The organism is Bacillus sp. TE8-1 (assembly GCF_008368855.1).
In the GTDB taxonomy this organism is placed as follows: Bacteria; Bacillota; Bacilli; order Bacillales; family Bacillaceae_G; genus Bacillus_A; species Bacillus_A cereus.
In genome coordinates, this window is record NZ_QPET01000004.1 from 14,851 (window position 1) to 37,302 (window position 22,452).

Here is a 22,452-nt window from a genome sequence, read left to right on the forward strand (position 1 = left end):
TTACGCTTTTTGTGTGCCTAAGTCCGCAAGCACATCTAAAATTTCTTTATAAAACTCTTCACGTGTACCGCCGCGGTGAATTTCTTTATATAGCTCACCATCTTGAATGAATAAAATACGCTGACAGTAACTTGCACTGTATGGATCATGTGTAACCATCATAATAGATACGCCTTGATCTTTATTTAAGTTTGTCATCGCATCAAGTAAACTCGTTGCATTTTTAGAATCAAGCGCTCCTGTTGGCTCGTCCCCTAAAATAATTGCCGGCTCATGCACTAAAGCACGCGCTGCTGCCGAACGTTGCTTTTGCCCACCAGATACTTCAGATGGGTACTTTTGAAGTATTTCTGTAATTCCTAACATATCCGCTACTTTCTCGACTTTTGGTCCAATGTTACGTGATGGAACACCTTGAAGAGAGAGTGGAAGTGCAATGTTTTCATAAATAGATAAATTCTCTAATAAGTTAAAGTCTTGGAAGATGAATCCTAACTTTTGTGAACGGAAATCAGAAAGCTCACCTTGTTTCATTTTTGTAATATCCGTTCCTGCAATTTCAACAACGCCGCCCGTTGCTTTATCTAACGTTGAAATTACATTTAATAATGTCGTTTTACCAGAACCAGATGGTCCCATAATTCCAACAAACTCACCCTCTTGAATTGAGAATGACACACCTTTTAACGCGTGTGATTGGTTCTCACCTTTTTTACCGTACACTTTTTGAACGTTTTTCACGTCTACAACTGGTTTCGTCATATATATCCTCCTACGCTTGTTTTTCCATTACCTATTTTGCGCCTTTTGGAAGTGAACTGCTATTTGTTAACATTACATTTACCTTACACTTTTGTAATATAAAAAAGGTGTACTTGTAAGCTTGGCTGTTAATACTAGTTCACATTTCGGCATAGTAAATCAGTAAATGAAATTATATCGGCGATTTTCAAAATATATCGGCGCAACTACAAAAGCTGAAAATAAAAATAGGCTGTTCCACAAAAAGAACAGCCCACTTCTCTCTTTATTTCTTTAAAGGTGTTACCGTCCAGTACGTAATAACACGCCAAATCCATTCTAATGGACCCATTTTAAAGATTTTCATCCAAATTACACTAAACACAATTTGAATTGCATAAATTGCGATACATACATATAGCGTCTGCATGTATGTTAAGTTACCTGCAAAGTTAAATACACTACCGGCAATTAAAATCATTGCCGTTTGTCCGATATAATTTGTTAAAGCCATACGACCGTAGTATTTCAATGGTGCTAATAATGTTTGAACTGGTTTTAACTGAAGTAATAAAATTAATGCTCCTACATAGAAAGCTGAAATAATTGGTCCAACAGTAATACCAATTTTCAGAAAATGGCTTGCAGCATCCATTGTTCCGTCTTCATTCATCAATATCATATTTACAAATGGGTCAGCAGGCACGTGTCCATATTGATACCATACAGCTGCCACACTTAAAACAAACATAATGCCTGTAAAAATAGCGACTTGCTTTATGTTTTTTGAAAGATTTTCAAATACACGATATTGTCCTGCAGCAAGACCTAATAAAATTAAACCAAGTGGTAATAGTTCTTTAACACCCATTACACTAAAGGCTATTGTCAAAATAAGACCAATTACTAAGTTCACTTGTTTTTTCGCTTTATAAAACGGTAAAACGATTAATCCGCAAATTGCGTATAACGCTAGTGCTTCTCCAGGCTGAAACATGTAATGAATCAAACCAAAAATAAATAATGCAACTACGCGGCGGAAAAATAGAACATATCCATTTTTCTCTTTCGCAATCGCTCTTGTAATGAAGATATAGAATCCCACTCCAAATAAGAATGAGAAAATCGAGAAGAAACGACCTTCTACAAATAAGTATAGAAACCTTTGATAGCTAGCATCTACTGTATTAGGATCTGGAGTTTTAATATGAAGTAGTGCTAAAATATTTACTAAAATAATCCCCAGTAATGCGAAGCCACGAATGTAATCTAACTCATCAATTCGTTTGTTTGTAATATTGTTCCCCATAAAGCAGCTCCTTGTCCAAAATTTAATCCTCCCTTACTCTACTGGAAAAGTAAGCTTACAACTATCGGCAAACCTTACAGGAATCTTACATTATTGTCATATAACAAAACAAAACCAGGTCATATTGCGACCTGGTTTACTCTGATTGCTTTGATCTTTGAGGTTGTCCTTTTTTACTGTTACGCTGTTTCACTTGAACAATCGGATCAAGTTCATTCGAAAATTCAGCGTTATGTCCATTTTGTGTTTTTTGTTCTGGGTTATTTTGATCTGAACGTTTCGCCATTACATTCACTCCTTATTAGTGCGGTGTAATAATCATTTGATGTTGCAATTGGCGAATTGCCATACGCGCTCTATTTAACTGCTCACGTTGCTCATCATTCGCATGTTGTTGCATCGTTTGTAAATCGTTATATGCTTGTTCTAATTGCAACTGCGCATCCGAATACTCCATCGTATTATAATGCTCTTGTCTCATGCCTTGTTCTAATTGTTCTTTCGCATATTCCACCGCTTGTTCCGCTTGTGTAATATACGATTCAAGTGATTGACGCTCTGCCATAATTGTCCCTCCTTGCTTCAATTCCCCTTTAGTGTGTCCCTTCCTTATGAACCTTATGAGTATGTTATAATGGATTTTGTGTTATTTTGACTCGGCTTAGGAGGGAAAGTAATGAAGGTTCAAAACCCTTTTCCATATACAAACGACAATAAACGTTATCATACATGGAATTACCATTTACGAAATGAATTTGGTGAAAAAATCTTTAAAGTTTCATTAGATGCTGGCTTCGATTGTCCGAACCGTGACGGTACAGTTGCTTATGGCGGTTGTACATTTTGCAGTGCTGCTGGATCTGGTGACTTCGCTGGCGATCGCCGCGATGATGTTATAACGCAATATCATGAAATGAAAGAAAAAATGCGCTCAAAGTGGAAAGACGGAAAATGTATCGCTTATTTCCAAGCGTACACAAATACACATGCACCACTTGAAGTGTTAAAAGAAAAATTCGAACCGCTTCTAGCAGAAAAAGACGTTGTCGGTCTTTCTATCGCAACTCGTCCAGATTGTTTACCGGACGATGTTGTTGAATATTTAGCGGACTTAAATAAACGCACGTACCTTTGGGTTGAACTCGGACTACAGACCGTTCATGAACGTACTGCAAACCTTATTAATCGCGCTCATGATTATCCTTCTTACGTTGAAGGTGTAAATAAATTACGTAAGCATGGCATTCGAGTTTGCTCTCATATTATTAACGGTCTTCCTCTTGAAGATTACGACATGATGATGGAAACAGCTCGTGAAGTAGCGAAACTTGACGTACAAGGAATTAAAATCCACTTACTTCACTTATTAAAAGGAACGCCAATGGTGAAGCAATATGAAAAAGGACAACTCGAATTCCTTTCTCTTGAGGATTACGTAAGCCTCGTTGTTGACCAACTTGAAATTATTCCAGAAGACGTAATTGTGCACCGCATCACAGGTGACGGTCCGCCTGATTTAATGATTGGCCCAATGTGGAGCTTAAATAAATGGGAAGTTTTAAATTCCATCGATGCAGAATTTGTACGCCGCGGAAGCTGGCAAGGAAAATATGCAAATGAGGAGAAACAAAAATGAAATTAGAACGTGTATTACCGTTTGCTCGTACTCTCTTGCAAACGGCAGTAAAAGAAGGCGATTACGCTGTAGATGCAACTTTAGGAAACGGGCATGACACTTGCTTCCTAGCTGAAATCGCTGGAAATAACGGAAAAGTATTTGGATTTGATATTCAAAAAGAGGCGATTGAAAGCTCAACAACTCGTCTAAAAGAAAAAAAACTTTTCGAACGTACTGTTTTAGTTCACGATAGTCACGATACACTTCTATCCATATTACCAGAAGATGCAAAAGGAAAAGTAACAGGTGCAATTTTCAACTTAGGTTACCTTCCTGGCGGAGACAAACATATCGTCACAAAACCGAACTCAACAATCTCGGCGATCGAGCAATTATTAGAAGTAATGGCGCCTGAAGGTATCATCGTCCTTGTCATTTACCACGGACATCCAGAAGGACAAGTAGAACGCGACGCTGTACTTAAATTTGCAGAAGAACTAGACCAAAAACAAGCTCACGTACTGCGATATGGCTTTATTAACCAGCAAAATAATCCGCCATTTATTGTGGCGATTGAGAAACGATAAAGTGAAACTTTAATCAGTGGGGGGAATCCCCACTGATTATTAGTTGAACCAATCGGGCATTTATGGGCAGTTTATCTCCCAACTAACTTCTTTGCTCCAGCCGAATTTTAAGGTGGAAGTTTTACTGCCCGTTAATGTGGGGTAATATATCAACGATTTTTCAATTATATCTATCGTAACTCGGGATATATCAACGATTTTTTCGATATATCTATCATAACTTACAATATATCAACGATTTCTCGGATATATCGATTGTTCGACAAAACATAACAAAAAAAGACGTGCACTCATTGCACGTCTTTTTGTTATTCTCCTATATAATGGATATATACACTATTTAAAGAAAGAAGGATAGAACTTTGCTAGTAGAACTAAGGGGAATTCAAAAGAAGTATAGCAAATCACTTATACTAGACAACATTGATTTATCCATTCCAGAAGGAGAAGCGCTCGCTATTATTGGCGGGAACGGGACTGGAAAAAGTACTCTGCTAAAAATAATTGCAGGATTTATTTCACCTACGGCAGGGACGCTCAAAAGAAAAGAACATATACAAATTGGTTATGTACCTGAACATTTTCCTGAAGGAATTCGTTTTACATTAGCGGATTATTTATTTCATCTCGGCTGCATTCACGGCTTATCAACAACATATTTAAGAAATAAAATTCCGATGCTCCTTGAGACTTTTCACTTACATCATGCAAGACATTCCGTTGTACGAAACTTTTCAAAAGGTATGAAACAAAAAACAGGTATTATGCAAGCATTACTTACGGACGTCCATTTATTAATTTTAGATGAACCGCTTTCTGGGCTCGATCCTCACTCTCAGCAAGAATTAGAACATATTTTACTCTCATTAAAACAACAAGGTATATCTATACTCTTCACATGTCATGAAAAACAACTATTAGAAAACTTCGCCGATAGAATTGTGACGTTAGCAAACCATACAATCACAGCAGATACCTTTATACAAAAAGGGGCAGAACAAGTCTATATTGAAGCAATCGTTCACGACACATTTTCAGCGATAGAACTACAAAAGCAATCCGGTTTTATACACGTTACACACAAATCAAATCAAAACCTTATTCAATTACAAATCGAAAAAGAATATACAAACGAAATGCTTCAGTTTTTATTACATAAAAAAGCATCTATCACACTGCTACAACCTAACTTTTAAATCGAAAGAAGGTTTATTATGTTCGCGCTTATTCGTTACCATTTTCTCGACTATACAAAATCGTATAAGTATATCCCTCCTATTGCGATGTACTTTGTGAGCTTGCTTTTTGTATATACATATAAACCGACTCCTATTGTACCGACATATTTAGAAACAGCTCTCGCGCTTTATTTATTATCTGCCTGGATTACGGTCACAATCTTTCATACTGAAGACCCTGTACAAGAACAAATTACTATTTCTCACACAAATAATATTTCCGCATTATACGTTGGTAAATATATTACAGCTCTTCTCATTTGTACTGTATTATCTTTTATATCCGTAATCTATCCAATTATTTTGCAAATGTTTAATGAAAAAATGACAGTTTCTTTATTTCTAGTCGGATTTCTCTCTCACATGTCTTTCTCTATACTAGGAATTTCAATCGCAACATTATTTACTAGAAATATGATTCAAAAAGCAGGCACTGCTTGGCTTAGCCTTACCTTTATATTGCTTATAACGATCGCATCTATCCGGTTTAAAAAAGAGTTATTATGGTTTTTACCACCTGTCGAAAGCTTTCTAATGCTTGGCCAATACAAATATAATATACTGACTCACACACTATGGCTCACAACTTGGGCTATCGTATATTCATTTTTATTATTTACCTTATTTCTTTTTATCGTTCGCAAAAAACGTTTTTAATTACATATTAAAGGAGACGAAACAATGATTGGAATACTAGCAGGAATGGGACCAAAATCAACTGGACCATTCGTCGATACAGTTGTAGCAAGGTGCCAAATAATATACGGAGCAAAGCATGATATGGACTTTCCTCATATGATGATTTACTCGTGCCCAACACCATTTTACATGGATCGCCCTATTGATCACGAAGCGATGAAAAAGGCGATTATTGACGGAGCACAAAAACTTGAAAGTACTGGTGTAGACTTTATCGCTATGCCTTGCAATACAGCCCATCTTTACTTTGAAGAATTACAGCGTTCTCTTTCTATCCCGATTTTACATATAGTCAATGAAACGTTACAAGCAATTCCTAAAAATACAAAAAGAGTCGCTCTTCTCGCAACAGAAGCGACAGTTCAAGCTGGTATTTATCAAGACGGGATTGCAAAACGGAATATAGAATACATTCATTATGAAAAATGGCAAACGATGATTAATCAAATTATTACATATATTAAAAGCGGAGAAATTGAAAAAGCTCGCAAATTATGGAGCGCGCTCGTTGTGCAGTTGAAGGATGAAGTAGATACCGCAATTATCGCATGTACTGATTTGAATGTTGTGGCTAGTGAGAATTTTGTTGATTCTTCTCAATGTCTTGCGAAAGCGGTTGTTAGGATGTACTTATCAAATATAAAGAGATCTTCATAAACATAGAAAACACTCCTTCTAAAATGTGTTTTATGTTTAATAAAAATCCCACAAACTTTTAACTTTCTTCACAATTCTTTCAAAGTAATCACACTTAATCTCGCTATATTAAATAAGTAGTTATTCATATAGGGAAGGTTAGGGGAACTGAAAGTATGAAAGTAAATCGTTCGCTTCATTACATTTTTTGGCGTTGGCATTTTTATGCTGGGCTTTTTATTACGCCACTTCTTATTACGTTGTCACTGAGCGGAATTGGGTATTTATTTCGGGAGGAAGTTGAAGATTTCATCTATAAAGATTTATATTTTGGGAAGAGTGCTCAAACAGAATCTATTTCGATGTCTGATTCTATTTCCTTAACAGAGAAAAAATATCCACATTATAGCGTGGCGAAAATTAGTGAGTTTAATGGGGATTATAATACGAGACTTACGATTGCAAATGAGTATACTGGACAACAAAAATATGTGTATTTAGATAGTAATAATCAAATTGTTGGAGATCAAAATGCAAGTGAAACGTTTGCCAATATCATGAGGGAATTACATAGTTCTCTTTTAGTTGGCGGCACTATCGTTAACTATACTGTGGAGCTTGCGGCATGCTGGACAATCTTTTTAATCATAACCGGATTGTACATGAGTATACGCCAATTCAAAAACACACCATCATCCAATAAGCGAGAAAAAGCAAAAAGACGTCATTCTATTATCGGTATTATATTTACAATTCCTCTCTTTCTGCTAGTCGCATCTGGATTGCCATGGTCAGGATTTATGGGGAACCAAATTTATAAAATTGCATCGTCAAATGAATCACTCGGATATCCAAAATTTTACATGGCACCGCCTGAATCAAAGGTAAAAGAATTGCCGTGGGCAACAAGAAAAGAAGCTCCTCCTGAATCGAATTCAAATGAACCGAAAGCAATTTCTGTCCATGAATTACAAAAAGGAATTGAAATAAAGAAGCCATATGTTATTTCACTACCAGCTGATCCAAAAGGTGTATTCACTGTTTCGAAATCGAGCGGTTCCGGTATTACAGGTATGCATGTTGCACCAAATGAAGAGATAACAGCTTACTTTGACCAATATAGCGGGGAACTCATTTCCAAAACGGACTATCGTGATTATGGATTACTTGCACAATGGTTCACTTACGGTATCCCACTTCATGAAGGACATTTATTCGGATGGCCAAATAAAATATTATGCTTACTAACGACATTATCTCTACTACTTCTCATTTATTACGGAATAAAAATGTGGTTAGCAAGGAAGCCGAAAGGAAAATTAGCAGCACCACCAAAGCAAAGAGATAAGAAAAGCATAATCGTTTTCTTTATCATGATGGTTATACTAGGCGCTGTCATGCCTTTATTCGGGCTATCTGTTTTATTGATTTTTGCGATTGAACTTCTTATATATGTATTTTCAAAAATACGATCATAATGAAAAGAAAACCACTCTACATGAGTGGTTTTCTTCATCACTGCGCTGTTTTTTTTCGGTACATCTTCCCGTTCCAATAGAAGAATCGTGAAGTGAGGCCTCCGTACTTTACAATGCGCCGTGCCATTTTGTGCATATTCTTTTGTGCTGATACTTTTTGATCTGATAAATAAATACCAAGTAACCCTCGGCTTATGAGACGATGAAACTTCGCATGAGGCAAATCACCAATGCTCTTCTCCGCTTCTTCTACAAAGTGTTTCATCCGATCTAATATCGCTTGCTCGTTTTCGTAATAACTACAGAAATTCAAATCTCCGCCTATACGGTCTTCTTCTTGATCAATGAAATAATCAAGTAAGATATGAAGTCCTTGTACGTAAGGGAAGTACCCTTGTCTAATTTTCGCAATATCTTCATCATGTAACTCATCATGAAATGCATATGCTACAAGACAGAAAATTCCAAGTGTAGAACCGGCACATGCTGAAAATTCAAACCAACTCATCTCAGGTAAGTTTTCTTTATGTGCTTCAAACCAATTTTTCAGGCGCGGCTCTCTTTCTTCTAATTTCACGTGTTTATGAATTTGCAAATCACAATAATAACAAGCAAGTTCATGAAGAACAGGAGCAATTTTGTCATAGTGCTTCGTTTTCTTTAAAACATCTTGGCATGTTTCAACAAGTTCATCTAAATAACCACCATCATCTTGATCATCACGATAACGATAATAATTACCGCCACCTTCTACTTCAGGTGATAATGCCATTAACATCGATTCATGCAGTGCGGCAAAATCATTTGGATCAAGTGATGTACTGCGATCACATAAATTATCTAAATAGTCGCTGATCGTTTGATACGCTACGATAAAACGAATACATTCTTCTCGGTGTTCATTTGCTAGCAGAGCTAAAATGCCACCGCCCTCACAATGAAACGTTTTATGCTCAATACTTGCGATTGCCTGACTATGAAGCTCATCATTCGGAATATGGTAGGCACGCTCTTTCCACATCGCTAGCTCATGGTGTACAACCGGAAACACATCACGGTATACTTTCGCCATGAGCGTTATGGGATTACTCGGTACGTTCACTTCTTCCTTCATCTCCTCTATTAAATGTACAAATAATGATTTATTTGTTTGTTTTTACTATATTATTGACATGCATTTCAGTAAATGACTGAATATAACTCAAAATTTCATCACGCTCATACTCATTTAATAACTCGTGATAACAATTCGGCCATTCTTTAAAAGCCTTATCACTTATTTTAACATTATCAAACCAAGTGCGGACACGTGTTTTATCTACAAGTTTATCCTCACAAGCTTGCATTAGCAAGAGCGGAACATCTGGAAAATCATCTATTTTTTTATGAGCGATTTCGATAGACTTAATCAATTCACTATACCAACGTACTGATACTTTGCGCAAGAACAAAGAATCATTCTCCATTGCATCTCTCACTTCGTGGTTACGTGTTGACATTTCCACCGTAAGATTCGTTGCAAATTGCAATTTTGGAGCCACAACATTTAATATTTTTGAAGCAAATTGAAGCGGAGCAGAGGGTCCAGTCACTACCCCTAAACAAGGCGAACTCAAAATAATACCCTCTACATCTTCTCTCTTCGTTTCTTGCATCATACGAATGACAATAAGACCACCCATACTATGACCGAATAGAAAAATAGGTAACCTATACTTTCTTGCTTCTTTCACCCATAGTTTAACTTCCTCTATGTATTCATCAAATGAATCAATATGTCCTCTATTTCTTGAAGTCGTTCCATGTGACGGAAGATCCCCCATCACGACGTGGTAGCCGATATGATTCCACATTTCCGCAACGGCTTCGTAACGTCCGTGATATTCCATTGCGCCGTGCACAATAACAATGACAGCCTTTGCTTCCTCCGCTTCATAATTCCACATACGGCTCTCCTCCATTTCACTCTTTCTCATAATTTGATACACTAAAACTAGTCTCTAGGAAAGGAAGACTTTACATGATATATCCTTACAAAGAAAAAAAACCGAAAATTGCGAGTAGTGCTTTTATCGCTGACTATGTTACGATTACAGGCGATGTTTACGTTGGCGAGGAATCAAGTATTTGGTTTAATACAGTCATCCGTGGTGATGTGTCACCAACGATCATTGGAGACCGAGTAAATGTACAAGACCAATGTACACTCCACCAAAGCCCTCAGTATCCTCTTATCTTAGAAGATGATGTTACAGTTGGGCATCAAGTTATTTTACATAGTTGTCATATTAAAAAAGATGCTTTAATTGGAATGGGATCCATTATATTAGATGGTGCTGAAATTGGCGAAGGAGCTTTTATCGGCGCTGGAAGCCTCGTTTCACAAGGAAAGAAAATTCCACCAAACACGTTAGCTTTCGGTCGTCCCGCGAAAGTCATTCGTGAATTAACAGCAGAAGACCGTAAAGATATGGAGCGTATTCGCACGCAATACGTTGAAAAAGGTCAATATTATAAATCATTACAGAAGTAAATTTCCGCTGCCATAAGATTGGCAGCTTTTTTTATATAAAATCTAACTTTTTCTTTACAAAACATTATTACTCCCTCAACAAAATCTTATTAAAATAAAAGCTAATATCTCCATATATATGTAAACGAGGGAGGAGAATTTTCATGAAGGTCAGTGGATTATATAAAATAGAATGTTACATTTTCAAAGGAATTAATCGCTACTTTGATCAAAAAACATTAAATATCTTTTTCAGCAATATTACTCATATCGGTGGCGCGACTTTCTCCATCGCACTCACACTTTTCTTTTTAATTTTTGCAAAAGGTACTTTACATCAAGCAGCAATTGCAACTGCTATTTCTTTAGCAATTAGCCATATTCCTGTACAAATATTAAAAAGATGGTATCCACGAAAACGTCCTTATTTAACAATTCAGGATGCAAAATATCCAGTCCATCCATTAAAAGACCACTCTTTCCCGTCTGGTCATACAACAGCCGTTTTCTCTGTCTTCATTCCATTTATTTGCTATAATCCAAGCTTACTTGCTTTCCTATTACCGTTAGCATTATGCGTTGGTATTTCACGTATTTATTTAGGACTTCACTATCCGTCAGATGTATTCGTCGGTATGTGCCTTGGCACTTGCTCTGGCATCATCTCTTTTTATCAATTCATCCCACTTTTCACATAAAGGAGTGATATGATGAGAGTCGCCATTTTTACCGATACTTTTACGCCACAAGTTAACGGGGTTGCGAAAACGTTAGAGCGATTAACACGATATTTTCAGAAAGAACAGATCGTCTATTCTGTTTTCGCCCCTCAGCATACAGCTGAAGATAATTTTGTAGCGAATGTGAATAAGATGAGAAGTATCCCGTTAACAATATTATATCCAGAATGTCGTTTTTCTTTTCCTACTCCGCGCATTAAACGGGAACTACTTTCCTTTAAACCTGACATTATTCACATTGCCACACCTTTCAACATGGGACTTTGTGGATTGTATTATGCAAAAAAGTTAAACATCCCAGTTGTCGGTTCTTATCATACTGATTTCGATGCCTATTTACGTTATTACAAAATCGAATTCCTCTCCAATATGCTGTGGAGCTATTTAAAATGGTTTCATAGTCATATGCAAAAAAATTTTGTACCCTCTCCTGAAACATTACATCAATTAAAACATAAAGGCTTTCAGGCCCTCTCTATTTGGGGACGTGGTGTAGATTGCAATCTCTTTCATCCATCTTACAATACAGACCTATTCCGAAAAAAATATAATATTACAGCGAAGTACGTCCTTTCCTATGTTGGACGGATTGCTCCTGAGAAAGATATTGATACGTTGCAAAATCTTATCGTTAAATCAGCACATACTCGAAGCGACATTCATTGGCTTATAGCAGGAGACGGTCCTCTAGCAACAAGTTTACGTGAAGCTGTTCCGAAAACAAATATCACTTTTACTGGCTATTTACAAAGTGCAGATTTAGCTGAAGCATATGCTTGTTCTAACATAATGGTATTTCCATCAGCTACTGAAACATTCGGAAATGTCGTACTTGAATCACTCGCATGCGGTACACCTGTTATTGGTGCAAATAGTGGCGGGGTTAAAAATATTATTACAGATGGAAAAACGGGAGTTCTTTGTCCGCCTAAAAATGAAGATGCATTTCTATCATCCATTTATTTTTTATTACAAAATGAAGAAAAACTTGAGCAGATGGGAATAGCAGCTTCATCTTTTGCGAAATCAAAGAGCTGGGATGAGATCTTTCGTGGCTTGCTTAACCAATATGAAGAAGTCCTTCAGCATAACGCATCAGAGTTGCTTGCTTAAATAGAAAAACTCCCTTCAAAAAAACGAAGGGAGTTTATTACATGGTCATAAATTTTAGTTTAATAAATGATACATAAGGTTAAGCATTGTTTTATTTCTATATTAATTATATCAAAAATAAACATAACTAAACAGACTTGTAATAAAAACCCATAAAAATTAATATATGGTTATACAGTATTTTAACTGTATAATGATTTTAAGAATTCCCCTTAAAATCAACTTACTCACATACCTTTATACAGCAATTGTTCCCCAATTCTGTATATCAAAAAAACCTTTCATTCATTTGAAAGGTCTTTTTGAGCCTGCCCATATTCTTCTTTCGTATTTACATTTATAAACCAATCCGCATTCGCTTGTACATCTTCTCCAGAAACATACTTCACATTACATTGTGATAAAAGCTGCCCCATACTTCTTTTTTCTTCCTGAAGTAAAGCATAAATCTTTTCTTTCATGCGGTTATGATACGCCGCAAGTAGCGGTTGTTTTCTTCCATTAATAATAGGTACAACCGCATCATATTCATTGTTCGTTTGCTCCAGTAAAATGGTAAACCATTCATGCGAAACATTTGGCGCATCGCAAGGCATAATAGCATACCAATCTGCTTCTATGTATTCCATACCTGATACAATGCCGGCAAGCGGTCCATTTCCTTTATAGTGCGGAATGTCTTCTATAACAGGTACTTGTACGAATTGCTCTACTCGCTCTTTTATATCAGTATGGCTAATTACTACAATGTCTTGCAAAGTATTTCCCATCACTTTCACAATATGCTCAACAAAAGTAGTTCCCTTCCAAATTGCTAACGCTTTCGGCTCACCGAATCTACTCGACATACCACCTGCTAATACAATTCCAGCATACTTACTCATTGGCGATGCAGCTCAAATGTAATATGACCTAATTCCGGTAAAATTAATTTATTCATCGCAAGGCGAACCGCTCCGCTAGACCCTGGCATCGAGAAGACTACTTTGCGCCCAATTGTACCACCAATCGCTCTACTTAACATTGCGCTGCTTCCGATATCTTCTAAATAACTAATCATACGGAACAGCTCACCAAATCCAACAATTTCTTTATCTAATAACGCTGATACTGCTTCAATTGTGACATCGCGTTTCGTAATACCAGTACCGCCATTTGTTAATATAACATCTACATCTTCCTTATGATAACCAGCTAACACTGCTTGCTGGATACTTTCTTTATCATCTTTTACAATTTCATAAGAAGTTACTTTATGTCCCGCTTCTTTTAACAATTCATGTAATAGTTGTCCGCTCTTATCTGTTTCTTCCGTACGTGTATCGGAAATCGTCACGATCTTGCAACGCACTTCTTTTGGAGCTTGTTTTTTATGTTCAGTTACACTCATTTTTTATCTTTCCTTTCTTAAAGACTTTTCTTCATTTTATCATACATACCTTTACACAATTATGTATGAAGCCAATCATGCGCCATGATACAATATAAGTATACTAACCCACAAAAAGGAAAGTGCACTTTCTTATACTCCTAGACTACACATCTTTAGCTACTCTTTATATTTTCTACATAATAGAATTCAATTTTAAAACTTGTACTAAAAAATAAATTGGAGGTCTACATAGTATGGAACTTTATAAAAAATTAACAACAACATTTATCCTCTTATTCATCGCTTCAATCACTGTCGGCTTTTCCTTAAAAGGCGCAATTCCATACGCTACATTAGTAAGCATTATATTCGCGACACTATTTTTACTAAGTAGTGCCTTTTGCGCAGGTAAAGCACGTCAAATGAAAGGTTGATTACATATGTCCAGAAGAAACCAATCCTTTGTAAATCATGTGAAAAGAAAATACAAAAGGAGGACTTACATTGTTTAAATCAAACCGTATCCAGTTACGAAAGTTTTCCGAAGATGATATTCTAACATATTATAAATGGCATAATGATATAGACGTTATGAGTTCAACTACTCTCACTCTTGATAAATATTCCCTTCAAGACACAGAAAAACTTTGCCAGCAATTTATTCATTCTTCGGACTCTAAGAGCTATATCATTGAAGAAAAATCTACGCATCTTTCAATTGGTATTACTTCTTTAATTCATATTGATTCGTATAACCGAAACGCTGAATGTATTATTGATATTGGTAACAAGGATTACTGGGGGCAAGGTTATGGGAAGGAAGCTTTCACCTTATTATTGGATTATGCATTTTTAGAATTAAATTTACATCGCCTTTCTTTACGAGTATTTTCTTTTAACGATAGAGCAATTAAATTATATAAATCACTCGGTTTTCAACATGAAGGAACTTGTAAAGAAGCTATATTCCGCAATGGCAATTGGCATGACATTGAACTCTTCGCTTTATTCCAACGTAATTATAAATAAAAAAAGCTTTGCGCTCACCGCGCAAAGCTTTTTTTCATATATTATAGACCAGCTTGCTCTTTTAAAGCTGCTGCTTTGTCTGTACGCTCCCATGATAGATCTACATCAGTACGTCCGAAGTGGCCGTAAGCTGCTGTTTGTTTGTAAATTGGGCGACGTAAGTCTAGCATTTTAATAATACCAGCTGGGCGAAGATCGAAGTTGTTACGAACTAGTTCTACTAGTACGTCTTCAGATACTTTACCAGTGCCGAATGTATCAACTGAAATTGATACTGGTTGTGCTACACCGATTGCGTATGCAAGTTGTACTTCTGCTTTTTCAGCAAGACCAGCTGCTACGATGTTTTTCGCAACATAACGAGCTGCATATGCTGCAGAACGGTCAACTTTTGTTGCATCTTTACCAGAGAATGCACCGCCACCGTGGCGAGCGTATCCACCGTAAGTATCAACGATGATTTTACGTCCTGTTAAACCAGCATCACCTTGTGGTCCACCAATTACGAAGCGGCCAGTTGGATTAATGAAGAATTTCGTTTCTCCATCCATTAATTCTGCTGGTACTACAGCTTTAATTACGTGCTCTTTTAAGTCGCGATCGATTTCTTCCCATGTAACATCTGGGTGATGTTGTGTAGAAATTACGATAGTATCAACACGTACTGGTTTACCATTTTCATCATACTCAACTGTAACTTGCGTTTTTCCATCCGGACGTAGGTATGATAATGTATCATCTTTACGTACTTCAGTTAAACGGCGAGCTAATTTGTGAGCAAGCGAGATTGGAAGTGGCATTAACTCTTGTGTTTCATTACATGCGAAACCAAACATTAAACCTTGGTCTCCTGCACCAATTGCCTCAATCTCAGCGTCAGTCATTTGACCTTCGCGTGCTTCTAGCGCTTGGTCAACACCCATAGCGATGTCAGCAGATTGCTCATCGATAGATGTTAAAACTGCACAAGTTTCTGCATCGAATCCGTATTTTGCGCGTGTGTAACCAATGCCTTGAATTGTTTCACGAACGATTTTTGGAATATCTACGTAAGTAGAAGTCGTAATTTCCCCCGCTACCAATACTAAACCAGTTGTTACAGTTGTTTCACAAGCTACACGTGCATTTGCGTCTTTTGATAAGATCGCATCTAAAATTGAATCAGAAATTTGGTCACAAATTTTATCTGGATGTCCTTCAGTTACAGACTCAGATGTGAACAGATGACGTTTTTTTGTCATGTGGTAAACCTCCCTACAGTAATTGTATATATTGTACGGAACTCATCCTTAATTTGCCACAAACTGCGACATACATTTATTCTCCCACACAAGCATACAGAAAAACCTTTCCTACTTTACATAGAGGAAAGGTTTAATTTGCTACTTGCATACTGCTTTTTGCCCTTCGCTCTTATCGTTCGAGACCTGTAGCCTCGCACAGGTTTTAGCACCTATTCACCTGTATTTACCAATACAAGTGAGGTTGCTGGGCTTCATCGGGCCTGTCCCTCCGCCAGCTCGGGATAAGAGAGTATCCGTCCCAACCTATACTAAAGAAATGATATTCATTTGTCAATTAATATTCACATTTTCCTGAAAGTTTTTCTCAATACGCCTGAAATGAAATATTAATAGGGAAATAATGCATTCACACAAACAAAAAGAAATAAATAGTATACATTATTTATATAATTGTGTTATACTCTTGTTGGGGATTACGAGAAATATTTCATTAAATGAAAAGGATGGTATATAAATATGAGTACTGTGAATGTCCAAATTGGTTTACACGAATTATTGAACGGAAGCAATGCACAGATTCAACTAAGTGTTCCGCAATTAGTGGAAAAAGTATTAATGCGAAATGAAGGGAAATTAACTTCTACTGGTGCCGTTTCTGCTTCAACAGGAAAATATACAGGACGTTCTCCTAAAGATAAATTTATTGTGAAAGAAGCATCGGTTGCTGACAAAATTGCTTGGGGAGCTGTAAACCAACCGATTTCTGAAGAACATTTTAATAAATTATATACTAAAGTTTTAGAATACTTAAAAGAAAAAGAAGAGTTATTCGTCTTCAAAGGATTTGCAGGCGCTGACCGCAATTACCGCCTACCAATTCAAGTTATTAATGAATATGCATGGCACAATTTATTTGTACATCAATTATTCATTCGTCCAACTGAAGAAGAATTAACAACTCATGAGTCAGGGTTCACAATTGTTTCTGCACCGAACTTCAAAGCTGATCCAGCTGTTGACGGTACAAACTCTGAAGCATTCATTATGGTTTCATTCGAAAAACGTATTGTACTAATTGGTGGTACAGAATACGCTGGAGAAATGAAAAAATCAATCTTCTCTATTATGAACTTCTTACTACCTGAACAAGATATTCTTTCTATGCATTGCTCTGCAAACGTAGGTGAAGAAGGTGACGTAGCACTATTCTTCGGTTTATCTGGAACAGGTAAAACAACATTATCTGCTGATCCAAACCGTAAATTAATCGGTGATGATGAGCACGGTTGGTCTGATAACGGTGTATTCAATATTGAAGGCGGTTGCTACGCGAAATGTGTAAACCTTTCTCACGAGAAAGAACCACAAATTTTCGATGCAATCACATTTGGATCTGTTTTAGAAAACGTTATCATTAATGACCAAACACGTATCGCCGACTACAACGATACTACTTTAACAGAAAATACTCGTGCTGCATACCCTATGCATGCGATCGACAATATCGTACTGCCAAGTGTTGCTGGACACCCAAATACAATTATTTTCTTAACTGCTGATGCATCTGGCGTATTGCCTCCAATCAGTAAGTTATCAAAAGAGCAAGCTATGTATCATTTCTTAAGTGGTTACACTAGTAAACTAGCAGGAACAGAGCGCGGCGTTACTTCTCCGCAAGCTACATTCTCAACTTGCTTCGGTTCACCATTCTTACCACTTGATGCATCTCGCTACGCTGAAATGCTTGGTGAAAAAATCGAGAAACACGATGCGAAAGTATTCTTAGTAAACACTGGCTGGACTGGTGGCGAATACGGCGTTGGTAAACGTATGAACTTAGGTTACACTCGTGCAATGATTCAAGCTGCATTAAACGGTGAACTTGCAAAAACTGAAACAGCTAAACATGATATCTTCGGTCTTGAAGTTCCACTTCACGTACCAGGTGTACCTGACGAAGTGTTAATGCCTGAACAAACTTGGGCTGATAAAGCTGCTTACAAAGCAAAAGCAATCGAACTTGCAAATGAATTCAAAGCTAACTTCAAAAAATTCGACAGCGTATCTGAAGACATTATTAACTTAGGCGGTCCAATCGCTTAAATTAAAACTTTCTGTTGGAATAACCCTTTACTCATATGAATAAGTGTCGTGTAACCGTAAAGTTTCGCGTACTCACCGACAAAACCCAATGCGGCTTAACGGTTACACACACTTACATAAAAAAGAAGCTTACGTGAAAACGTAAGCTTCTTTCTATATCTTATATAAAGTGAAACGCTAATCTCTTCATCTGTGACCTAGATTATAAAATTACAGCTTCGAATATATACATTATATCCCTACTCACTACATCTCTCGGGTTTCACATCGTATGGGGCTAAAAAAGGCCCTGACCGCTTCTATTCGTGACTGGATCATCTATTCCATCTAAAAAGAAGTCTTTTATCTTTTTAGCTCTTTGTTAGTTCTTTCTCATCTTTCATGCTATAGTAACCTAAATTCACAACGATTAAGAAATACCCACCCATAATCCCTACTGCAAATGCCCACATAACCATGTGGTGCTCAATTTCGTACATAATAATAGCACCCAAAATGGCAGCTGCAAAACGGTTAAACATACCGAGTGTCGGTGCTTTCGTCTTCTTTACAATACTATCTCCAAGCTTCTCAATTCTTCTGCCTAAAAGCCAAACGCAATACATACTTACAATAAGCCCAATTCCAGCGCCTAAAAAGTGTGCTGAAAACGGTGTTAACATCCAACCTAGTAACAAAATACCTAGTATATAATACGATTGGATTTTAAATGATCTTAGTGACATACTAATCATGCTGTACCTCTCTTCATTCGTTCTTATCTATCCAACAAAAAATTTCTTTCAAATTCATATTCCTTACATTCATTTCATTCAAATTAAAAACAACATAAACAGTATGTTTATGTTGTTTAAATGTTTTTAGAAAATAATATTATACAAGATTTCAAACATCATATTCTCATATTTTGTGACGGTTTTTCAAACTTTTTTCGTCCATTTATGAAAAAAATGATATCAATCTATGAACATACGGATATGATGTAATAAGCACACAAATAAAGGGGGCGTCTAATGATTTATTTTTTAATGGCTCTCATTCACCTCATTATCCCTGCACTTATTGGACTTTCATTGTATTGGTACACGAAAAATCATAGCATTTTTTACGCTGTCCTCGGTGTTCTTCTTCCAGGTATTATTCTTATTACACTCTTCCGTATTCCATTTTTAAACTTAATTCCACTTATTACTGCTATCTTGTTTCTCATCTTCTTACCAAAAATAAAAAAATAGGAAAGCAGATCATAGGTGATCTGTTTTCCTATTTTGATATAGGTTCCCCTGCAATAGAATGAACTTTTACTTTCTCCGATTTCACAAACCATAGACCGACAAAAATGATAATTCCACCGATGATCTGTTGAAACGATACATATTCATTTGCCCAGACAGCTGCAAATAAAACAGCTACAAGCGGCGTTATATACATATATACCATCGTATGTGACGCCCCAATTTTTTGAACTCCAACATACCACATTACTAAACCGAATACTGTTACAAAGAAAATAGAATATAGTAAAGCAAATAGTGTCATTCCGTGAGTAATGTGAAATGGCATGACAAATACATGTGGACCACTTAACAATAATAGCGGAATCGCACCCACTAATGCAGACCATGCAGTAACACGTAATGCTGAATATTTTTTAATTAATGGTCCTGCTAAAACAGGATAAAGCCCCCAGCATATTGATGTAATAAGTCCAATTCCATTGCCATAAAAAGAACTAGTAAGTGAATGTCCTGCTACTAAAACTAAGGCTGCACCAACAAAGGCAGTCATAGAACCGATTAACTTTCGAGAAGAAAACTTTTCTTGTTTCAAGAAAATCGCAAATGCAGTTGTAAAAATAGGTGAAATAGAAATGAGTAAAGAGGCATTTGTAGCGGATGTATATTTGACAGTTTCCATAAATAACGTTTGATACAGTACAATACCTACAACGCTAACGATAATTAATCTAGGTATATCCGTTCGCTCCATATAAACCGACTTTTCAATACAAAAGGTAAGGAGTAACAGAAGCGGTGCCGCCGCCATCATACGAAGTGCAGTAAACTCAATTGCTGTAAATTCTAAAAGTCCATACTTCGCAATTGTATAGTTAATCCCCCAAATAATAACAACACTTAAAATTAATAACTCAATTCCCCATCTTCTCATGCGTATCCCCTCCGCAAAGAAGATTATACAGAAAATTCAATCACATGTACATTTCATTATGTGAAAAAATCTTTTTATTATATGAAACGTTTTGGTAAATGAAATTATATCGGCGATTTCCCAAATATATCAGCGCAACTCCATTTATATCAGCGATTTTTTCAATATATCGACTTATCGACAATAATAGCGACTTATAAAATAAAAAAAGTGAGTCCAAAATACATTTTGGACTCACCTTTACTATACTCGAACGTGTAATTTCATATTTGGATTATAAAACTGGCTTGGGCTCTTCAACTGAAAAGTTCCTCCACCTTCATGCCAATCAACCGTTAACTTATCGTCCATAAATACAAGCTTTGTACGATCAGCGATAAAGTTCATTGTGCTTGATTCAATATCCACATCGCGCTCATCTTTCTCTGCTACAGCTACTAAATCGATGATTCCGCTCATAACACAACCGCAACCTTCATTATCATAAAATAACTTTATATATTTCGCTTCACTTGGAATCGTATCCATAATCTTTTTATATGCTGCTTCTGTTACAGTAACGTACATATGTTAATCTTCATCCTCTCTTCTCTTATCATTCATATATTGTATCACCATTTTTCTTAAAAGTTATATACAGAAAATTAAGACTAATATACAATGTATGTGATAAAGTTTCAGCAATCGAGCTTTTATGAGTAGTTCATGCAGGAGAAAGGATGTTTACTATCTGTGTTCAAACTACAACGATATCCCATGTTATTAGGTGTATTTAGTAGTTTCTTCATTTCTAGCGGAATGCTATTACAGCATGTACTTCCCTATTCTCCTTCTATTAGCTGGATTCTAGGTTTTATTTGTTTCCTATCCGCTTCTTATTTTGCTACGAAGAATACAAACAACTCATAAAGCAAGAATCATCTTAAGGAGGATTATCAAACATGCCAGCCTTAAAAAAAATAGAGCAATCACTCGATCACTTATTCCAAATTGAAAAATACGGAAAAGATAGTGCCTTTAGTCGATTTATCCCAGCCGTATATGATCCTATCAAATTTCCTTGGCAACAATTTTTCGAAGCAAATTTTGTAGATTTATTTAACGGCCTTATGATGCACGGATCTGAAAATGTAAACAAAGTATTTTTAGCTGTATTCCCTACAGATGACGTTCTTGAAACATTCATTTCACAATCCACACCCGGTGATTTACTCTTTATGCACCATCCCCTTGTAATGGAGTGCGGTGATCCGCTTGGAAGATCAGGCCGCGGTTTCTTACCAATTCCTGAAAAATATTTGCAAGGAATAAAAGAAAAACAACTTTCTATATATACATGTCACGTACCAATGGATTTTCATCAAACACATGGAACGAGTATTTCAATTGCAAAAGCATTAAACGCTACTGTAGTGGACGACTTTGCATATGGAGGTCCAGAACAAGAACCAGTTGGCCTTATTTGTGAAATAGATGAAACATCAACAGAAGCACTCCAAAAACATCTAAAACAACTCTTCCAGATTCCTTACACAGACTTCGAAGGTAAACGACATGATTCCATCAAAAAAATCGCAATTATCGCTGGATGTGGCGATGTTGTATCTTTAATGAAGGAAGCAGAAGAAAAAGGTGCTGAAGCATATATTACAGGAGAAATCCATTGCCATATCGATAATAATTACGGCAGACATAAATACTCGCTCATTATGGATTATGTAAAAGAAACGAATATGTCTCTAATTGGTGTGTCACACTCTGCCTCTGAATATTTAGTGAAAGAGACATTGATGTATGATTGGTTTAAAGAGAATTTTGATGTGGATGTTATTTTGCTTCCGCAGGAGAAATGGTGGTTATAAAT

Annotated in this window: 26 protein-coding genes and 1 riboswitch; of the genes, 14 read left to right on the forward strand and 12 right to left on the reverse strand. The window is 36.5% G+C overall.

Annotated elements, in window-relative coordinates; all coding sequences use genetic code 11:
- The 4 genes from DN404_RS04325 to DN404_RS04340 all read right to left on the reverse strand — a co-directional run bounded on the left by DN404_RS04325 (window position 1) and on the right by DN404_RS04340 (window position 2,615).
- Window positions 1-762, reverse strand: coding sequence for an ABC transporter ATP-binding protein (locus DN404_RS04325; RefSeq protein WP_000165844.1), 762 nt, complete (start codon window positions 760-762; stop codon window positions 1-3).
- A gap of 265 nt (window positions 763-1,027) precedes the next feature.
- Window positions 1,028-2,050: a DUF418 domain-containing protein gene (locus DN404_RS04330; RefSeq protein ID WP_149149954.1), complete on the reverse strand. Its 1,023-nt coding sequence runs from the start codon at window positions 2,048-2,050 to the stop codon at window positions 1,028-1,030.
- 136 nt (window positions 2,051-2,186) lie between these two features.
- Window positions 2,187-2,336: a hypothetical protein gene (locus tag DN404_RS04335; protein WP_001129341.1), complete on the reverse strand. Its 150-nt coding sequence runs from the start codon at window positions 2,334-2,336 to the stop codon at window positions 2,187-2,189.
- 15 nt (window positions 2,337-2,351) lie between these two features.
- Window positions 2,352-2,615 (reverse strand): YtzC family protein, encoded by a 264-nt coding sequence (locus DN404_RS04340; protein WP_000840871.1) that lies wholly within the window; start codon window positions 2,613-2,615, stop codon window positions 2,352-2,354.
- A gap of 111 nt (window positions 2,616-2,726) precedes the next feature.
- Here DN404_RS04340 and mnmL point away from each other — a divergent pair, with 111 nt between their 5' ends.
- The 6 genes from mnmL (at window position 2,727) to DN404_RS04380 (ending at window position 8,306) form a co-directional block, all read left to right on the forward strand.
- Entirely contained in the window at window positions 2,727-3,686 is a 960-nt protein-coding gene (gene mnmL, locus DN404_RS04345) for a tRNA modification radical SAM protein MnmL/YtqA (protein ID WP_000868033.1), read from the forward strand.
- Window positions 3,683-4,255: a tRNA 5-(aminomethyl)-2-thiouridylate-methyltransferase MnmM gene (mnmM, locus tag DN404_RS04350; protein WP_149214763.1), complete on the forward strand. Its 573-nt coding sequence runs from the start codon at window positions 3,683-3,685 to the stop codon at window positions 4,253-4,255. The genes mnmL and mnmM overlap by 4 nt, the downstream gene beginning before the upstream one ends.
- Before the next feature lie 362 nt (window positions 4,256-4,617).
- Window positions 4,618-5,451 carry an ABC transporter ATP-binding protein gene (locus DN404_RS04360; RefSeq protein ID WP_000959745.1) on the forward strand — a complete coding sequence of 278 codons (834 nt, stop codon included), beginning with the start codon at window positions 4,618-4,620 and terminating at the stop codon, window positions 5,449-5,451.
- Window positions 5,452-5,469: 18 nt separating this feature from the next.
- A complete protein-coding gene (locus tag DN404_RS04365) occupies window positions 5,470-6,150 on the forward strand; it encodes a hypothetical protein (protein WP_000457745.1) in 681 nt (226 codons plus the stop codon).
- 24 nt (window positions 6,151-6,174) lie between these two features.
- Window positions 6,175-6,849, forward strand: a complete 675-nt coding sequence (locus DN404_RS04370; protein WP_149214764.1) for an aspartate/glutamate racemase family protein — start codon at window positions 6,175-6,177, stop codon at window positions 6,847-6,849.
- A gap of 155 nt (window positions 6,850-7,004) precedes the next feature.
- Window positions 7,005-8,306 (forward strand): PepSY-associated TM helix domain-containing protein, encoded by a 1,302-nt coding sequence (locus DN404_RS04380; protein WP_149214765.1) that lies wholly within the window; start codon window positions 7,005-7,007, stop codon window positions 8,304-8,306.
- A gap of 37 nt (window positions 8,307-8,343) precedes the next feature.
- On the opposite strand, the gene DN404_RS04385 is transcribed toward DN404_RS04380, so the two are convergent.
- Both DN404_RS04385 and DN404_RS04390 read right to left on the reverse strand, forming a co-directional pair.
- Window positions 8,344-9,408: a tetraprenyl-beta-curcumene synthase family protein gene (locus tag DN404_RS04385; RefSeq protein ID WP_001102461.1), complete on the reverse strand. Its 1,065-nt coding sequence runs from the start codon at window positions 9,406-9,408 to the stop codon at window positions 8,344-8,346.
- A gap of 40 nt (window positions 9,409-9,448) precedes the next feature.
- On the reverse strand, window positions 9,449-10,252 hold the full coding sequence (locus DN404_RS04390) for an alpha/beta hydrolase (RefSeq protein WP_000267421.1): 804 nt from the start codon (window positions 10,250-10,252) through the stop codon (window positions 9,449-9,451).
- A gap of 74 nt (window positions 10,253-10,326) precedes the next feature.
- On the opposite strand from DN404_RS04390, the gene DN404_RS04395 reads away from it, so the two are divergent.
- The 3 genes from DN404_RS04395 to DN404_RS04405 all read left to right on the forward strand — a co-directional run bounded on the left by DN404_RS04395 (window position 10,327) and on the right by DN404_RS04405 (window position 12,671).
- Window positions 10,327-10,839 (forward strand): gamma carbonic anhydrase, encoded by a 513-nt coding sequence (locus tag DN404_RS04395; protein WP_000640188.1) that lies wholly within the window; start codon window positions 10,327-10,329, stop codon window positions 10,837-10,839.
- 143 nt (window positions 10,840-10,982) lie between these two features.
- Window positions 10,983-11,516 carry a phosphatase PAP2 family protein gene (locus DN404_RS04400; protein WP_000868582.1) on the forward strand — a complete coding sequence of 178 codons (534 nt, stop codon included), beginning with the start codon at window positions 10,983-10,985 and terminating at the stop codon, window positions 11,514-11,516.
- A 12-nt stretch (window positions 11,517-11,528) separates the two neighbouring features.
- Window positions 11,529-12,671: a glycosyltransferase family 4 protein gene (locus DN404_RS04405; protein WP_149214766.1), complete on the forward strand. Its 1,143-nt coding sequence runs from the start codon at window positions 11,529-11,531 to the stop codon at window positions 12,669-12,671.
- A 281-nt stretch (window positions 12,672-12,952) separates the two neighbouring features.
- On the opposite strand, the gene DN404_RS04410 is transcribed toward DN404_RS04405, so the two are convergent.
- Window positions 12,953-13,555, reverse strand: a complete 603-nt coding sequence (locus DN404_RS04410; RefSeq protein WP_149214767.1) for a molybdenum cofactor guanylyltransferase — start codon at window positions 13,553-13,555, stop codon at window positions 12,953-12,955.
- Complete coding sequence (locus DN404_RS04415; RefSeq protein ID WP_000117123.1) at window positions 13,552-14,061, reverse strand: MogA/MoaB family molybdenum cofactor biosynthesis protein; 510 nt, start codon at window positions 14,059-14,061, stop codon at window positions 13,552-13,554. Before DN404_RS04415 ends, DN404_RS04410 begins: the two co-directional genes overlap by 4 nt.
- A 236-nt stretch (window positions 14,062-14,297) precedes the next feature.
- Between DN404_RS04415 and DN404_RS04420 the strand changes: the two genes are divergently transcribed.
- Together DN404_RS04420 and DN404_RS04425 are read left to right on the forward strand one after the other, a co-directional pair.
- Window positions 14,298-14,477: a hypothetical protein gene (locus tag DN404_RS04420; RefSeq protein WP_000424797.1), complete on the forward strand. Its 180-nt coding sequence runs from the start codon at window positions 14,298-14,300 to the stop codon at window positions 14,475-14,477.
- A 70-nt stretch (window positions 14,478-14,547) separates the two neighbouring features.
- Window positions 14,548-15,072 (forward strand): GNAT family N-acetyltransferase, encoded by a 525-nt coding sequence (locus DN404_RS04425; protein ID WP_149149958.1) that lies wholly within the window; start codon window positions 14,548-14,550, stop codon window positions 15,070-15,072.
- A gap of 41 nt (window positions 15,073-15,113) precedes the next feature.
- On the opposite strand, the gene metK is transcribed toward DN404_RS04425, so the two are convergent.
- Window positions 15,114-16,313 (reverse strand): methionine adenosyltransferase, encoded by a 1,200-nt coding sequence (gene metK, locus DN404_RS04430; protein WP_000163123.1) that lies wholly within the window; start codon window positions 16,311-16,313, stop codon window positions 15,114-15,116.
- 169 nt (window positions 16,314-16,482) lie between these two features.
- Window positions 16,483-16,604, reverse strand: a riboswitch (SAM riboswitch).
- A 228-nt stretch (window positions 16,605-16,832) separates the two neighbouring features.
- Here metK and pckA point away from each other — a divergent pair.
- Window positions 16,833-18,419, forward strand: coding sequence for a phosphoenolpyruvate carboxykinase (ATP) (pckA, locus tag DN404_RS04435; RefSeq protein WP_000108815.1), 1,587 nt, complete (start codon window positions 16,833-16,835; stop codon window positions 18,417-18,419).
- Between the two features lie 350 nt (window positions 18,420-18,769).
- Here pckA and DN404_RS04440 read toward each other — a convergent pair whose 3' ends face one another.
- Window positions 18,770-19,153 carry an ATP synthase subunit I gene (locus DN404_RS04440; RefSeq protein ID WP_000624926.1) on the reverse strand — a complete coding sequence of 128 codons (384 nt, stop codon included), beginning with the start codon at window positions 19,151-19,153 and terminating at the stop codon, window positions 18,770-18,772.
- Between the two features lie 279 nt (window positions 19,154-19,432).
- Here DN404_RS04440 and DN404_RS04445 point away from each other — a divergent pair, with 279 nt between their 5' ends.
- On the forward strand, window positions 19,433-19,654 hold the full coding sequence (locus DN404_RS04445) for a hypothetical protein (protein ID WP_000639042.1): 222 nt from the start codon (window positions 19,433-19,435) through the stop codon (window positions 19,652-19,654).
- 28 nt (window positions 19,655-19,682) lie between these two features.
- On the opposite strand, the gene DN404_RS04450 is transcribed toward DN404_RS04445, so the two are convergent.
- Window positions 19,683-20,588: a DMT family transporter gene (locus DN404_RS04450; RefSeq protein ID WP_001255411.1), complete on the reverse strand. Its 906-nt coding sequence runs from the start codon at window positions 20,586-20,588 to the stop codon at window positions 19,683-19,685.
- A 243-nt stretch (window positions 20,589-20,831) separates the two neighbouring features.
- Complete coding sequence (locus DN404_RS04460) at window positions 20,832-21,155, reverse strand: iron-sulfur cluster biosynthesis family protein (protein ID WP_000289570.1); 324 nt, start codon at window positions 21,153-21,155, stop codon at window positions 20,832-20,834.
- A gap of 374 nt (window positions 21,156-21,529) precedes the next feature.
- On the opposite strand from DN404_RS04460, the gene DN404_RS04465 reads away from it, so the two are divergent.
- Entirely contained in the window at window positions 21,530-22,450 is a 921-nt protein-coding gene (locus DN404_RS04465; RefSeq protein ID WP_001111126.1) for a Nif3-like dinuclear metal center hexameric protein, read from the forward strand.
- Window positions 22,451-22,452 lie beyond the last annotated feature (2 nt).